Here is a 14566-nt window from a genome sequence, read left to right as displayed (position 1 = left end):
CACGCTGAACCGATAAGCCGGGGAGCGTATCGGCACCGTCTTTTATTCCGCTGTAACGCCCGTATCGCGCTCATCCTGCCCTGTGGAGGGTCCGGATGGGTAATCGGGAGAAACGGGGGATACGGGCGCATCGGGTGGTGGCCACGGCGCGCCCCAGTCGCTGGACCGGGCGGCGCGGTAGTCCTCGCCCCGGCGCTTGGAGACCGTTTCGCGCCGGAGCACGCCCTCCTCCGCGCACAGGTCGAGCAGCACCTGCCCCTTGCGCAGCAGCGGCCGGCGCACGATGCGCGCCGGCGCGGGCGCCAGCGCTCGGGCGGAGAGCGCGCCTCCAACCGCCGCGACATAGGCGAACTTCTCGTCCTCGTACGGCAGTACACCGCCCTTTACCCGCCGGTGCAGCGCCGAACGGCTGACGCGCGCCGCGAAGTGGCACCAGTCGGCGCCCACCGCGATCGGGCACGCGTCGCCGTGCGGGCAGGGCGCGAGCACGCGCAGCCCGGCGGCGAGGAGCCGTTCCCGGGCGGCGCGGATGCGCAGATAGCCGTCCGGGGTGCCGGGCTCCACCAGCACCACGGCCGAGCCGGCGCCGGCCGCGGCGTCGACCACGGCGCGCTGCGCGGCCTCCGGCAGCTCGCCCAGGACATAGGACACGGTGACCAGGTCGGCGGCGGGCAGGTCACCGCGGTCCGCGGCGACCCGTTCCTGACGCCATTCGACGCCGGGCAGCCGCCCCTCGGCCAGCTCGCGGCCGAGGGCCAGCGCGGGCCCGGCCCGGTCCAGGACCAGCGTGCGGCGGTCGGCCGACGGCCAGACGCCGGCCGCCGCCCAGGCCGCCGCGCCGGTGCCGCCGCCCACGTCGAGGTGGCCGGCGGGCGCCCAGCCGGGCAGCCGGGCGGCGAGCTGGCGCAGCGCCGCGGAGACCGCCTCGAAGGTGGCGGGCATGCGGTAGGCGGCGTAGGCCACCGCGTCGGCCCGGTCGCCGAGGACCGGGGCAGCGGCCCCGCCGCGGTCCCGGTACCCGGCCATCAGCCGCTCGACGGCCGTCGCCGCCCGGGTGGACGGGAGGCCGTCGAGGAGGTCATCGAGCGCGGTGCGCAGCCGGTCGGAGGTGCTGGTCACCGGGCCAGGATAGGCCGGGCCGGGCGGCGCCGGGGACGGCACATCGCGGCGTAGCAGACGCCCGCGAGAGCTACGACGGCGAGCTGCACCACGGCCATCGGCACCGCCGTGTCCTCACCCGCGACGCCGACGAGCGGGGAGGCGATGGCGCCCACGAAGAACGCCGAGGCGCCCAGCAGCGCGGAGGCGGAGCCCGCCGCGTGCGGAGTGCGGTCCAGGCCCTCGGAGTTGGCGTTGGGCAGGACCAGCGGCATGGCGCCCATGAGGACGAACAGGCCGATCGAGACGGGCACCAGGCCGGCCCGGCCCAGGACGCCCGAGGTCATCACGAGCAGCGCGGCGGCGGCCAGCGTGATCACGACGAGGCCCGTGGTCATGATGCGGTGCGTGGAGACGCGGCCGACCAGGATCTTGCCGTTGACCTGGCTCATGGCGACCAGGGCGATCGAGTTCGCCATGAAGAGCATGCTGAACGTCTGCGGCGAGGCGCCGTGGATTTCCTGGATCACGAACGGGGAGGCCGCGACATAGGCGAAGAGCGCGGCGAAGGTGAGGCTGCCGACCAGCAGGTGGCCGGTGAAGACCCGGTCCCGGAACAGCCCGCGCATGGCGCGCAGCGCGGCGGGCACGCCCCCGGCGTCGCGCCGTTCCCGCGGCAGCGTCTCGGGCAGCCAGCGGGCGACCACGAGCACCAGGGCGAGTCCGGCGACCGCGAGCACCAGGAAGATGCCGCGCCAGTCGGTGAACCGCATGAGCTGACCGCCGAAGACCGGGGCCAGGATGGGGGCCGCGCCGGAGATCAGCATCAGGGTGGAGAAGAAGCGGGCCATGGCGACGCCCTCGAAGAGGTCGCGGACGATCGCGCGGGAGATCACGACGCCCGCCGAGCCGGCCAGGCCCTGGAGGAAGCGGACGAACGTCAGGGTCTCGACGTTGGGCGCGAAGGCGCAGGCGACCGAGGCCACGATGTACAGGCTCATGCCCGCGATCAGCGGCACGCGGCGGCCGAGCTGGTCGCTCATGGGGCCGACCACGAGCTGGCCGAGGCCGAGGCCGAGCAGGCAGGCCGTCAGGGTCAACTGGACGGTGGCGGCGCCGGTGCCCAGCGCGTCGCCGACCTCCGGCAGGGCTGGGAGGTACATGTCCATGGACAGCGGCGGCACCGCGGAGAGGCCGCCGAGGATGAGGGTGAGCAGCACGCCCGCGCGCTGCTTCGGGCTGAGCGGCGCTCCGTGGGTGGCGGAGCGGGCCCGTGCCTCGCGGGTGTCCGGCGAGCGGCGGGGGCCGGGTATCGGTAGATCGGTGGAGTCGGGGGCGGCCGTGGGTGGTTGGCCGTGCTGGTTCATGCACCTCTCCGGTGACTTGCAGGGGAACCACCCGATCATCCCATGACTGGGTGGGCCGCCCCCACTCCGTTTTGCTCGGCCCGGGTCAGCCCGGGGGCGCCAGCGGCGGAGACGAACGAGGCGGCGGTGGTGATGTCCGCGCCGGGTGTGGTGACGACGGGAACGGTGCGGTAGTCGGCGCGCAGCCGGCGTTCGTCCAGCGTGAGCAGCACATAGCCGCGCCGGCCGTCGTCGAACTTCAGGTGCGGATTGACGCCCGTGAGGGCGGGCCAGTTGGCGGCCCCCGCAAGCGGGCGGTACCCCCACGCGGCCGCTGCTGATGGAGGACGTGACCAACTCCACGCCGAGGGTGCGGGAGGCCGGGTCGTCCCGGTTCTCCTTGATGTCCATGCCAGCCGTCGGCGAGCCAGCGTTCCTGGGTGCTGCCGAGCAGGGTGCGCTCGGGCAGCGCCGCCTCCTCGCCGGGCACCTTCCAGCCGTCGCCGTGCGCCTGGTTGTCGCGGTACTGGCGGGTGTCGAGGATGTCGAGCTGGGCGAGGCGGCCGTAGTGGAGCCGGCGGTAGAGGGTGAGGTCGGGGCCGGTGGGCAACTGGGGGCGGCGCAGCGGCATGTTCTCGTAGTAGGCGCGGTAGGCGGCGGCGCGGCGTCCAGGTTCTCCTCGCGGGCGAGGTGGCCGTAGGCGGTGTAGTGGTCCTGGTCGTAGCGCTGGCAGGAGACGAGCGCGAAGCGCAGCGCGTCCGGGGTGGCGTCGGGCGCGGTGTCGGGGAGGTTCACCGCGAAGGCGATGGCCGCGGCGGCGCCGGTCACGGTCAGGAACCGGCGGCGGTCCAGTTTCCGTGCGGCAGCCCGGAGTTCGTCGGTCGGGGAGGGGAGCAGCGTCATGGTGGCAGTGCACCGGCCGCGGCCGACCTTCAGGCTGGCGCGTACACGTCAGTGCAGCGGCGGACGGACGACGGAATATCCCCGGGGCGGCGGACGGTTGCCCCGGGCATGGAATCTCATCCGGTGCTCAGATACTCGGCCTTCACCGACGACCCGGCCGGTGGCAACCCGGCGGGCCTCGTGCTGGACGCCACGGGGCTGGACGACGCGGCGATGCTGTCGATCGCGGCGGAAATCGGCTACTCCGAGTCGGCGTTCCTGCGCCGGACGGCCGAACGGGCCTATGACGTACGGTACTTCAGCCCGCTGGCGGAGGTGCCGTTCTGCGGGCACGCCACGGTGGCGGCGGCGGTCGCGCTGGGTGAGCGGAACGGCCCGGGCGAGCTGCGCTTCACGACGCGCGCGGGTGAGGTGCCGGTCGTGGTGGAACGGCGCGGCGACGCGCTGCGGGCGACGCTGTCGAGCGTCGAGCCGTACCAGGAGCCGGTGGCGGAGGCCGACCTGGCCGAGGCACTGGCCGCGCTGAACTGGCCGCCGGCCGCGCTGGACCCCGAGCTGCCGCCCCGGATCGCGTTCGCGGGCGCCCGCCACCTGGTCGTCGCCGTGACCAGCCGCGCCCGGCTGGCCGACCTGTCCTACGACTTCGACCGGCTGGCCGCCCTGATGCGGCGGCTGGACCTGACCACGCTGCAACTGGTGTGGCGGGAGTCGCCCACCGTGTTCCACGTCCGCGACCCGTTCCCCGTGGGCGGCGTGGTGGAGGACCCGGCGACCGGGGCGGCGGCGGCCGCGCTGGGCGGTTATCTGCGCGCGCTGGGGACCGTTCCCGAGGCGGCCACGCTGACCCTGCACCAGGGGCACGACCTGGGCCGCCCCTCGCTGCTGACCGTGGAGCTGCGCGCCGGTGACCCGCGTGTCCATGTCTCGGGCACGGCGGTGGCGATCACGACGGCGTGAATCTATGTCTTCAAGCTGAGCCTTCGAGCTAGGTCTTGAGGTGACGCACCGGCTCGTGGGTGTGGGACTCGATGTCCAGCGCCGTCAGGTGCGCGAGCTGGTGGGACAGCTCCGACAGGGCGCGCGCCGCGGCCAGTTCGTGGCCGATGTCGGGGACGTTCTCGTCGGACGGGTTGGCGCGGGCCATGCCCTCGCTGACCAGGACCGTGTCCGCCTTGTCCTCCAGCCTGGCCTGCGCGCGCGTCATGCGGCCGTCCGATTCGATGGACACCCGCACGTTCCAGGTCTCGGTCTTCATGAAGCGGCCTCCCTTCCCCTTTCATGGTCGCGCGGCCGGCACTCCCCCGCACATCGGGCGGATGTGCCGGCGGCGCCGTTGCCCCGACGTGCGGGAACGGCCGCGGACGGCACACACTGGACGCACTCCGGCTCCTCCTGAGGCTTACGCGGATAGGTGATCCATGCCCGACGAACGACCGCCGGCCCGGTGGGCGGTGGCGCTGCGCCGCACGCCGGTGTCGCTGTGGCGTGACGACATCGACCACTGGGCGGCGGCGCTCACCTACTACTCGGTGCTCGCCGTCTTCCCGACCCTGATGGTCGCGATGTCGGTGACGGGTCTGGCGGATCCGGCGGCGGCGCAGGAACTGCTCGGGCACGTCACGGCGTTGCTGCCGGCCGGCGCCGGGTCGGACGTGCGCACGACGCTGCGGGACCTGTCCGACCAGCGCTCCACGGCCTGGCTGGTGGTCGCGGTCGGCTCGGCCAGCGCGTGGCTGTCCGCCTACAACTATCTGAGCGTCTTCCGGCGGGTCCTGCACGGCATGCACGGCGTGGAGGACCGCCGCCCGCCGTGGCGCACGGTGCCGCTCACCATGCTGACCTCACTGGGCCTGCTGGCGCTGCTGGTGGGCAGCGCGACAGTGCTGATCCTGACCGGGGGCGCGGTCCGCACGATAGGGCGGCTGCTGGGCCTGGGCGAGGCGGGCACCACGGCCTGGAACGTGCTCAAGTGGCCGTTGCTGGTGGTCCTGGTCACCGGGCTGGTGCTGGTGCTCTTCCGGACCGGCCCGGCCGGGACCCGGGCGCCGTGGCGGTCGGCGCCGGGCGGGGCGCTGGCGGTGCTGCTGTGGCTGGTGGCGTCGGCGGGCTTCGCGCTGTACGCCTCCCATGTGCCCACCTACCACCGGCTGTACGGGTCGCTGGCCGGGATCATCGTCTTCCTGGTGTGGCTGTGGGTGTCCAATCTGACGCTGCTGGCCGGGGCGCAGTTCAACGCCGAGCTGGCGAGACCGGACCCGGCCCCGGCCCTCGATCCCGGCCCGGCTCAGCCGGCGGCCGTCACACCCGCCGCGCCCGCGACGCCGGCCGCCTCGGCCGCCCGCAGGGACGGGTAGTCGGTGTAGCCCTCGGCGCCGTGCGTGTACAGGTGCTCGGTGTCGATCGGGTTGAGGAAAGCGCGGGCGGCGAACCGCGTCGGCAGGTCGGGGTTGGCCAGGAACGCCCGGCCGTAGGAGACGAGATCCGCCCGCCCGGCGGCGAGCACCGCCTCACCGGCCTCCCGGGTGGTGGGCGGGCCGTTCTCCCCGACGTTGGCGATGAGCGTGCCACTCCAGCGCGGGCGCAGATCGTCCAGCGCGGGGTAGCGGTCGTTGTCGTCCGGTGCAGATAGGCCAGCCCCAGGCCGTCCAGCTCCGCCAGCAGCGCCCGGTGGAGCGGGCCGGGGTCGGACTCGGCCATGCCGAACTGCGGGTTGCCCGGGGAGAGCCGCAGCGCGGTGCGGTGGGCGCCGACCGCGTCGGCGACCGCGCCGGTCACCTCGACGGCGAACCGGATGCGCCCGGCGATGCCGCCGCCGTAACCGTCCGTGCGCAGATTGGTCCCGTCGGCGAGGAACTGGTGGATCGAGTAGCTGTTGGCACCGTGCAGTTCGACGCCGTCGAAGCCGGCCTCCACCGCCAGCCGGGCGGCCGCCGCGTGCTCGGCGACGGTCTCGGCGATCTCCGCGCCGGTCATCGCGCGCGGCACGACCTGCTCGACCCGGCTGCCGTCCCGGATGAGCACCCGGGCGGTGCCGCGCACGGCCGAGGGGGCGAGCGGGACGGTGCCGGCCGGGTTGGCGAGGGGGTGGCCGTTGCGTCCCCCTGGGGGTCCCTCCCGCTTGCGGGGGAGCATGAGCTGGGCTCAGATCCGTCCGCCGGCCGCGTGCACGGCGTCGGTGACCGCGCGCCAGCCGGCCACCTGGGCCGGGGTGGTCAGGCCGGGCAGCCGCCAGCCGCTCTGTCCGCGCGCCGCGGGCCAGATGCCCTCGGAGACGATCAGCCCCGCGCCGGCGCGCTGGGCGTAGTGGTCGGCGACGATCGGCAGCGGCGTGCCGTCCTCGGCGGCGCGGTACCGGGTCATCGGGGCCATGACCAGGCGGTTCGGCAGATCCAGCGGGCCATGTGAATAGGCTCAGGAGCAGGTCGTTCGTCATGCCGGAACGATAGAACTTGACACTGATGTCAGATTCAAGTCGGCTTTCCGCCCACCGTCCGCGCCCGGAATCGCCTCGTTCCGCCCATCACCCGGACGGCGGTCGCGGGCCTCGCCCCGGTGGCGGGGCGGGGGCGCGGGCCGAAGCATGGGTGCCACGCCCGATCCACCGACGTACGAGGGCAGGCGCGGATGGCTCCCACCGTTTCCATGGACGACAGGCCGGTCACCCTCCTGCGGCGCGAGGACATGGTGGCCCTGGACTTCTCGTTCACCAACATCTCCCGGACCGGCGACCCCGGCGCGGAAACGCTCGTGGTGACCGACCAGGCGGCCCCGGCGTTCCTCTCGGTCGGCTTCCCGCCGCAGGCCATTCAGGAGGAGGCCACCGGCCCCGAGGACACCGATCCCCGCCGCGTCAAACGGAGCCGGCTCGCCGAGCCCAGCCGCCTGGTGCTGCTCGTGCCGGGCGACGCGGCCATCCCGTTCACCGCCGCCGCGCTGCTCGCCTGGACGGGCCTGGAGACCTCGGCCGACCAGTCCTCGCTGGAGTGCGTGTGGGGCCTGACGTTCGCGCCCGCGCTGCCCGGCACCCGGTGGCGGCACCAGATCGAGCCGGTGACCAGCGTGAACGGCGTGACCGAGCTGTGGCACACGTCCCTCGCCGAGCCCGGCGCCCCGGGACCGGTGCCGCTGCGCACCCTGGGGGCGTTCCAGGGGGCCGACCCGTTTGTGAGCTCGCTGGACTTCGGCCAGCGGCAGGGCATCCTCCAGGCGTCCGCGATCCGGCCGGTGCTGGCCAAGGAGTTGACGCTCAGCGCCCTGGGCGCGACGGTCGACCTGACCGGGGACTGGCGGGACACGGGCAGCAACCTGGTCGGCTACACCCATCGCGCGCTGTTCGGCCGCGACAGCGATGTGCATGTGGTCCAGCTCGGCTATCTGCTGCCGTTCGGCTTCCCGGTCCAGCTCGCCACGCACACCGTGCGCGAGCTTGAGTTCGGCCTGTTCCGGGAACAGCATCTCACCGTGCTGCGGCCGGAGATCGTCTTCGACGACGTCCCCGGCCGGCCCAAGGAGGGCCGGGCCTTCCCCTTCCGCCGGGTGCTGCTCAGCGGGCCGCTGACCAGCCTGGTGACGCAGGGCGATCCGCTGCCGAACCCCAACGCCGGCTTCTGGATCAACGGATCCTCCGGCGGGGAGCTGGAGTTCCTGCTGACCGCCGAGGACCACCGCGGCCACACCGTCACCTTCGGCGCGCCCGCCGTGTTCGTGCACGGCGACTTCGCCTTCGGCGACCTGCGCGACGCGGCCGGGGCGTACGACGCCCGGGCCGGGGCCACGGTCCGGCCCGCGGCCGGGCGCATCACGCTGGTGCCCGCGGCCCAGCAGAGCGACACGACGGTCGAGGTCACCGGCCTGCGGATCGGCGCCCTGCCGGCCGAGGGCGACTCCGCCGCCCCGGCGGCGGCCGGACGGCTCTCGGTGTTTCCGCGTCTGGCCGGCTTCGAGGCCCGGGTGCCCGCGCTGTCGGCATTCCCCCCGGCCGGATCCGCGGGCGATGTGGCGGACGTCGTCCCGGGCCTGCCGCGGCCGGTGGCCATGGAGCTCGAACAGACCTATGTGGACGGCGGACTCGCCGCCTCCGACGTCTTCGCCCGGCTCGAGAACGCGGTGGGCTTCGCGCCGCCGCCCGTCGACGCGGGCGGCGTCGCGGCGCTCAGCATGCCCATCTCGGGGCTGTCCACCGCGGCCGGGCTGGTCGGCGGCGACATCGACCGGTTCAAACAGGAGGGGTTCAAGGCGGCCAGCTACTTCCTGGCCGGGGCCACGCCCGATCTGCCGCTGCCCAAGCTGCTCGGGTTCCTGCCGCTGGCCGAACTGGTCGAGGACGCCCGGCTCGGCGACGGCGAGGCCGTTCCCCGCGTCCTCACCGAGGTGCTGCCGCCGCCCGGCAACCCGCCCGTGCCGCCGGAGTCGGTGCGCACCACGATCACCTGGCGGCCCAAGGTCAAGACCGGCCCGCACGGCCCGCTGCGGACGAATCCGAACACGAGCCTGGACCTGCGCAGCACCACGCTGACCCATCTGGCCAACCCCGCCGCCGCGCACAACGAGACGCGGGGCGAACTGCGCGACTTCGAGCTGGGGTTCGTCGACGACCTGCTCGTTCTCCGTTTCGAGAAGCTGGTGTTCACCGCGCGCTCCGGCGTCGCGCCCGCGCTGGACGTGAAGGTCGCCGAGGTGCGGTTCGGCGGCGATCTGCGGTTCCTGGAGAGCATTCAGCGCCTCCTGCCGTCGCCGCCCAACGGGCTGCGGCTGCACGTGGACCAAAACGGGATCGAGGCGGGCTACACGCTGGCCGTCCCGACCGTCGGAATGGGCGTGTTCATGCTGCAGAACCTCGCCCTGTCGGCCTCGGTGCGGCTGCCGTTCGACGGCACCGCGGTCAGCGCCCGGTTCGCGGTCTCCTCCCGGCAGCATCCGTTCCTCGTCACCGTCTCGCTGTTCGGCGGCGGCGGTTTCCTGGCGATCGGCGTGCAGTCGGACAAGATCACCGAGCTGGAGGCGCAACTTGAATTTGGCGCGGCGGCGGCGCTCAACCTCGGGGTGGCCAGCGGCTCGGTGGCCGTCACCGCGGGCGTGTACATCAGTTTCCGGCCCGATGTGGGGGCCTGGAAAGTGCACGGGTTCTTCCGGGCGGTGGGCGAGCTGGACGTGCTCGGCGTCATCACCATCTCGGCCGAGTTCTACCTCGGGCTCACCTATGACGGAGCCACCGACAAGGTGCACGGCGTCGCCCGGCTGACCGTGCGGGTGCGGGTGGCGTTCTTCTCCCAGGCGGTGACGCTGGAGGTCGAGCGCTCCTTCGGCGGCGGCAACGACCCGGCGTTCACCGACGCGTTCGCCACGCCGGATCCCTGGCTCGAACGGTGCGCGGCGTTCGCGGCGATGGAGGCGGCATGAGCAAGGAGACCATCGTCTGGACCCTGCTGCCCGACCCGGAGGCGCCGGCGCTGCCCGCGCGGACGGCGCAGCTCTCGGTGGTGATCAGCCCCCGGCTCGGCGGTGTCGGCGGGGACGAGCCGACGCTCACCGCGTTCGAGGCGTTCATCAACTGGCCGCGTGTTTCCTACGACTTGAGCGTGGAGATCACCGGCGAGGACGGCTCGGCCACCGTGGAGACCGAGCCCGTGGACGCCGCGCCCGACGCCGACCTGTGGACGGCGGTGTTCCCGCCGTCCACCCCGGTGCGGCCGTTCGGCGACGACACCGGAGCCGGCGGCGAGGGCGACGCGGCGGCGCCCACGCCGTTGCTGTCGTATCCCAGCGCGCTGGTGTGGCAGTCGCTGCGCCAGGAGTACGCCGACCTGTTCGCGCCGGAGCCCGCGCTCGGCGCGCGCTCCGACGCGGATGTGGCCGACGCCTGGGGCCGGGTGGACCGGCTGCTGCGCACCGTCCGGGCGCCGCGCCGCGTCGGCCTGACCGACCGCGCGCTCACCGCGCCGGACGGGGGCGCCCTGGCCGACGCCGCCGACGAGGACTCGGCCGGCTGGGCCCGGCTGGCCGCCTTCCACCGGCCGCCGCCCGCCGGGGGCGACGCCGACCGGCTGCGGGACCGGCGCCGCGACGAGCTGCCGCGCGACGAGTTCCACACGCTGGTGGCCGCGCTGGCCGACCATCACACGCTGCTGGCCGGCCTCGGCCTGGTGCGCCGGGTGCGGTTCGCCCTGCCGCCGGGCCTGAACGGCCGGGTGACCCTGCGGGCGGCGCTGGAGCACGAGACCCTGCTGACCAATTACCTGCCCCGCACGGTCTGCGTCATCGAGAACGGGCTGCTGCGCCTGGCCGGCGCGGACGGCGCCCGGGCCGCGCTGCACCTGCCGCTCGACGACACCTCCCGGTACAGCGCCGCCGACGTCGACGTGGACGCCGGCGGACTCGCGCTCCAGGCGTACGCCGAGGCGCTCGCCCGGGAGCCCCGGGACGGGCCGCCCCCCGAGGTGCGCCCGCCCGCGCTGCGCTCCGACGGCGTCTGGGTCGCCGAGGCGGACCGTCAAGTGGCGCTGAAAGACGTGCTGGATCACGCCGCGGACATGAACACGGTCCTCGCCGACCCCACCACGACGGAGATCCCCGAGATCACTTCCGAGGACGTCCAGCAGGGTTACCGGGTCGACGTGTGCGACGTGGCCTCCGAACGCTGGTACCCGCTGTGCCGCCGGGTGGGCGCCTACACCGTGCGGAACCTCGCCGAGCCGGTGCCGATCGACGACGAGGGCCGGGTCAGCGATGTCACCGCCCGGGGCGACGGCGCGGACCTGCTGCACCAGTCGCTGTTCCGGTGGAACGGCTGGAGCCTGGTGGCCCGGCCGCCGGGCGGCATGCTCGACCTGGAGCAGCGGGTCGCCGAACCGACCCCGGACCAGGGCGAGAACCCGGCGTTCACCAGCGAGGTGAACCCGCCCCCGGACACGCTGCCGTCGCTGCGCTACGGCCGCGCCTACCGTTTCCGGGTGCGCGTGGTGGACATCGCCGGGCGCAGCGCGCCGTTCACCGAGCGGCCACTGGACGGCGAACCGGCCACCGCGCCCCTGCACTACTCCCGTTACGAGCCGGTGCCGGCGCCCGTGCTGGTCCCGCGCCGCCCGTTCACCGAGGGCGAGTCCGCCCACGCGCTGCTGGTGCGCACCGACAACGCCGACCCGGCGGCCCCCGTGCCGGGCCTGCCCTGCGAACGCCATCTGCTGGCACCGAAGGCCGCCGTGCTGCTCCTGGAGCGGCACGGCGTCCTCGATGTGCCGGGCGAGAACCGGCTCGATCCGGGGGTGCACGCCGTGCTGACGGCACGGGCGGACGGCGAGGTGACCGGCACCGCGGATCCCGCCGTGCCGGACAGCGTGTTCGTGGACGCCGACGGGATGGAGTCGCCCTGGCTGTCCGACCCGCTCTCCCGGGGCGTCGCGCTGCACGGCCTGTCCGGACTCCCGGGGCTGCGGGCGCCCTGGCCGCCGGGCAACGCCTGGTTCGAACGGCCCTCGGTGCGGCTGGTGGTGGAGCCGGCGGCGCTGGACACCGTTCAGCCGGTGTCGGCGACGCAGACGGCGGGCGTGCTGCGGCTGGCGCTGGCGCCGGGCGCCTCGCTGACGGCGCCGCTCAGCAGCCATCTGCTGCCCGGCGACGAGGAACTGCTCGGCCTCTGGCGCTGGTTCGCCGAGTCCGGGGAGCGCACGGAGGAGGAGATCGCCGCCCGGCGCGCCGACGCCGTGGCCGGCACCGTTCCCCAGCTCACCCCGTCCACCGAGCTGCGCTTCGTGCACGCGGTGCGCCGCCCGGTGACGCCGCCCGAGCTGGGCACACCGGCGGTGCTGCGCGAACGGGACGCGTCCTCCTACGTGCTGGACGCCCCGGCGCTGTCCGCGCACTGGCCGACGACGTCGTCCGTGCATGTGGAGGCGGCCTGGAACGAGACCGTCGACGACCTCACCCAGGACGAGCCCCGGACCACCGAGGCGCGCGCCGTGCTGCGGCCGGCCGAGGAGGACCTGCGCGCGGCGTGGGACGCGCACACGCCGGGCGCCACCGTGCCGTTCCGCGCCCCGCACCATCTCCCCGACACCCGGCACCGGCACATCACCTACACCCCGGTCGGCACCTCGCCGTTCGCCTCCTACTTCAGTGAGCGGCGGACCGTGGTCCTGACCGGCGACCGCGCCGAACAGGTCGCCGCGGCGTTCGTCCCCGGCACGGTGGTGGTCCTCCCACCGGCCGGGCAGGGGGAGACGCCCTACCGCCCGGACCGGGACGTGCTGATCGACGAGGCCGCGGGCACCGTGGCGCGGCTGGCGGGCGGCGGCGTGCCGGACGGCGCGCAGGCGCGCGTCTCGTTTGTCGTGCCCCCGGTCACGCGCGCCGGCGCGGCCATCAGCCTGCATGTGCCGTCCACCGTCCGGCCCGCCCCGCCGGTCGTCCACTCGGTCGTGCCGGCCTTCGCCTGGCAGGAGGAACGGGGCGCCGGCTCCGTCATCAGCACCCGCCGGGGCGGGCTGCTGCGCGTCTTCCTGGAACGGCCGTGGTTCGACACGGGCGAGGGCGAACTGCTGGCCGTCCTCGTCGGGGACAACGTCCTCGACTACCTCTTCCGGGAGGACCGCAGGCGCGTCACCACCTGGGGCCACGACCCGCTGCACGAGCGGGAACAGCTTCCTGAGCTGCCGGGGATCATCCCGCGGTGGAACGACGTGCGCCGGGCCGTGGAGAACTTCGCGCTGCCCAACGGGGAGCACGCCATGGGCCACCCCGTGCACTACGACGCGGCGCGGAGACTCTGGTACGCGGACGTCGAGTTGCGCACCCACGGGGTGTACGAGCCGTTCGTCAAGCTGGTGGTGGCGCGGCTCCAGCCGCACTCGCTGGAGCCCGACCTCGCGCTGTCGTCGCGGGTGGAGACCGAGCCCGTCAAGGTCGTGGCGGACCGCCGGGCCACCGTGACGGTCGCCGGGCGCACGGCCACCGTGACGCTGCTGGGCCATGTGGCGCCGCGGGTGCGGGACGGCCTGGACCCGCGGTTCACCGCCGCCGTGCAGGTGCGGCAGACGGACTCCACCGACCCGCTGGCCTGGCACACCATCGGCGCGGAGACGCAGCTCAGCGTCGCCCCGCCGCCGGCGCCCGGGCTGGGGCAGTGGGCGGGCGCCGTGGAGCTGCCCGCGGATCCCGGCACCCGGGCGATGCGCGTTCTGCTGCGCGAGACGGGCCGGTTCGCGGGCAAGGAGACGCTGTTCGCCGACCGGCCGGCCTACTTCGACACGATCATGATCTGAGCGGTCACGATCCGAGCGATCGTTTGAGCATCCGGTGGGCGGCCCAGGCGTCCAGCAGCGGCGGGGTCACCGCGCCTCGCCGGGCGGCCGGGCCGGCGGCGGCGACCAGGGCGTGCCGCACCCGGGGGCCGGACGCCCGGGGGAACTCCGACCGCAGCAGCGCCGCCGCACCCGCGACGAACGGCACCGCGACGCTGGTCCCGGCGAGCGCGCGGCAACCGCCGCCCGCGCTGAGGCTGGTGACGCCCGCGCCCGGCGCGCACAGCCCGCGCGCCCCGATCGACCGGCCCAGATTGGCGGAGTCCAGCGGCCGTCCGGCCGTGTCGCAGGCGACCACCGGGATGGTGGCCGGGTGCCGGGTCAGCGCCGAGCCGCCGAGCGTGCCGTCGTTCCCCGCCGCCACCACGGTGATCACGCCCCGGCGCGCGGCGCCGTCGAGCGCCGCCTCAAGCGCGCGCACGCCCGCGCCCTCGGGGTGCGGGGTGAGTGCCAGGCTGAGGTTGATGACGTGCGCTCCGGCATCGACCACCTCGGTGATCGCGGCGGCCAACTCCTGTGGCCGGACGCCGGGAACGTCGCCCGGCGCGGCGGGCGCGGCGCCGAACACCGGGCGCACCAGCAGCGTGCACCCGGCGCACACGCCGGGCGCTCCGGCGCCCCGCGCACCGGCGAGGATCCCGGCGACGAACGTGCCGTGCCCGCAGGCCCGGTCGGCGCCCCCGCCGCAGCGCTGCGCCCGCGGCGGCCCCAGCGGGCGCAGCGCGTGGGCGGCCAGCCGTGGATGATCGACGGCCACCGGGCCGTCGATCAGCGCCACCGCGATGCCGGAACGGCCGGCGGTCACCGCCATCAGGGGCGGCAGCCGCACCAGTTCGAGGGGGCGGCGCCCGTCGTCGGCACAGCCCGCAGCCGTACCGCGAGCCGGTTGACACGACGGTGCCGTCCTCATGGCAGACCTCCTGG

8 protein-coding genes and 2 pseudogenes are annotated in these 14566 nt (G+C 74.6%); 4 read left to right on the top strand and 6 right to left on the bottom strand.

Features of this window, described 5'->3' with window-relative positions; translation table 11 throughout:
- Nucleotides 1-42: 42 nt before the first annotated feature.
- From RM590_RS18175 to RM590_RS18165, 3 genes and pseudogenes are all read right to left on the bottom strand, one after another.
- Nucleotides 43-1119 carry a small ribosomal subunit Rsm22 family protein gene (locus RM590_RS18175; protein WP_311705655.1) on the bottom strand — a complete coding sequence of 359 codons (1077 nt, stop codon included), beginning with the start codon at nucleotides 1117-1119 and terminating at the stop codon, nucleotides 43-45.
- Nucleotides 1116-2465, bottom strand: a complete 1350-nt coding sequence (locus RM590_RS18170) for a multidrug effflux MFS transporter (protein ID WP_311705654.1) — start codon at nucleotides 2463-2465, stop codon at nucleotides 1116-1118. The genes RM590_RS18175 and RM590_RS18170 overlap by 4 nt, the downstream gene beginning before the upstream one ends.
- Nucleotides 2466-2500: 35 nt before the next feature.
- A pseudogene (locus RM590_RS18165) lies at nucleotides 2501-3111 on the bottom strand (alkaline phosphatase D family protein); the annotation flags it as partial.
- A gap of 344 nt (nucleotides 3112-3455) precedes the next feature.
- On the opposite strand from RM590_RS18165, the gene RM590_RS18160 reads away from it, so the two are divergent.
- A complete protein-coding gene (locus tag RM590_RS18160) occupies nucleotides 3456-4304 on the top strand; it encodes a PhzF family phenazine biosynthesis protein (RefSeq protein WP_311705653.1) in 849 nt (282 codons plus the stop codon).
- Between the two features lie 28 nt (nucleotides 4305-4332).
- Here RM590_RS18160 and RM590_RS18155 read toward each other — a convergent pair whose 3' ends face one another.
- A complete protein-coding gene (locus tag RM590_RS18155) occupies nucleotides 4333-4602 on the bottom strand; it encodes a DUF1876 domain-containing protein (RefSeq protein ID WP_311705652.1) in 270 nt (89 codons plus the stop codon).
- A 163-nt stretch (nucleotides 4603-4765) separates the two neighbouring features.
- On the opposite strand from RM590_RS18155, the gene RM590_RS18150 reads away from it, so the two are divergent.
- Nucleotides 4766-5701 (top strand): YihY/virulence factor BrkB family protein, encoded by a 936-nt coding sequence (locus tag RM590_RS18150; protein WP_311705651.1) that lies wholly within the window; start codon nucleotides 4766-4768, stop codon nucleotides 5699-5701.
- On the opposite strand, the pseudogene RM590_RS18145 reads toward RM590_RS18150, so the two are convergent.
- A pseudogene (locus RM590_RS18145) lies at nucleotides 5632-6780 on the bottom strand (alkene reductase). The gene RM590_RS18150 and the pseudogene RM590_RS18145 overlap by 70 nt on opposite strands.
- 209 nt (nucleotides 6781-6989) lie before the next feature.
- Between RM590_RS18145 and RM590_RS18140 the strand changes: the two are divergent.
- Nucleotides 6990-9746, top strand: coding sequence for a hypothetical protein (locus RM590_RS18140; protein ID WP_311705650.1), 2757 nt, complete (start codon nucleotides 6990-6992; stop codon nucleotides 9744-9746).
- Complete coding sequence (locus RM590_RS18135; RefSeq protein ID WP_311705649.1) at nucleotides 9743-13603, top strand: hypothetical protein; 3861 nt, start codon at nucleotides 9743-9745, stop codon at nucleotides 13601-13603. Before RM590_RS18140 ends, RM590_RS18135 begins: the two co-directional genes overlap by 4 nt.
- A 4-nt stretch (nucleotides 13604-13607) precedes the next feature.
- On the opposite strand, the gene RM590_RS18130 is transcribed toward RM590_RS18135, so the two are convergent.
- Nucleotides 13608-14471 (bottom strand): S8 family serine peptidase, encoded by an 864-nt coding sequence (locus RM590_RS18130; protein WP_311705648.1) that lies wholly within the window; start codon nucleotides 14469-14471, stop codon nucleotides 13608-13610.
- Nucleotides 14472-14566: the final 95 nt, after the last annotated feature.

Source organism: Streptomyces litchfieldiae (genome assembly GCF_031845365.1).
In the GTDB taxonomy this organism is placed as follows: Bacteria; Actinomycetota; Actinomycetes; order Streptomycetales; family Streptomycetaceae; genus Streptomyces; species Streptomyces litchfieldiae.
The sequence above is the reverse complement of the archived record's forward strand: the minus strand, read 5'-3'. Positions and strand labels throughout refer to the sequence as shown.

Coding starts and splice junctions, on each gene's coding strand:
- RM590_RS18135 (WP_311705649.1), top strand. CDS start 9,743: ATGAGCAAGGAGACCATCGTCTGGACCCTGCTGCCCGACCCGGAGGCG.
- RM590_RS18150 (WP_311705651.1), top strand. CDS start 4,766: ATGCCCGACGAACGACCGCCGGCCCGGTGGGCGGTGGCGCTGCGCCGC.
- RM590_RS18160 (WP_311705653.1), top strand. CDS start 3,456: ATGGAATCTCATCCGGTGCTCAGATACTCGGCCTTCACCGACGACCCG.
- RM590_RS18140 (WP_311705650.1), top strand. CDS start 6,990: ATGGACGACAGGCCGGTCACCCTCCTGCGGCGCGAGGACATGGTGGCC.
- RM590_RS18155 (WP_311705652.1), bottom strand. CDS start 4,602: ATGAAGACCGAGACCTGGAACGTGCGGGTGTCCATCGAATCGGACGGC.
- RM590_RS18170 (WP_311705654.1), bottom strand. CDS start 2,465: ATGAACCAGCACGGCCAACCACCCACGGCCGCCCCCGACTCCACCGAT.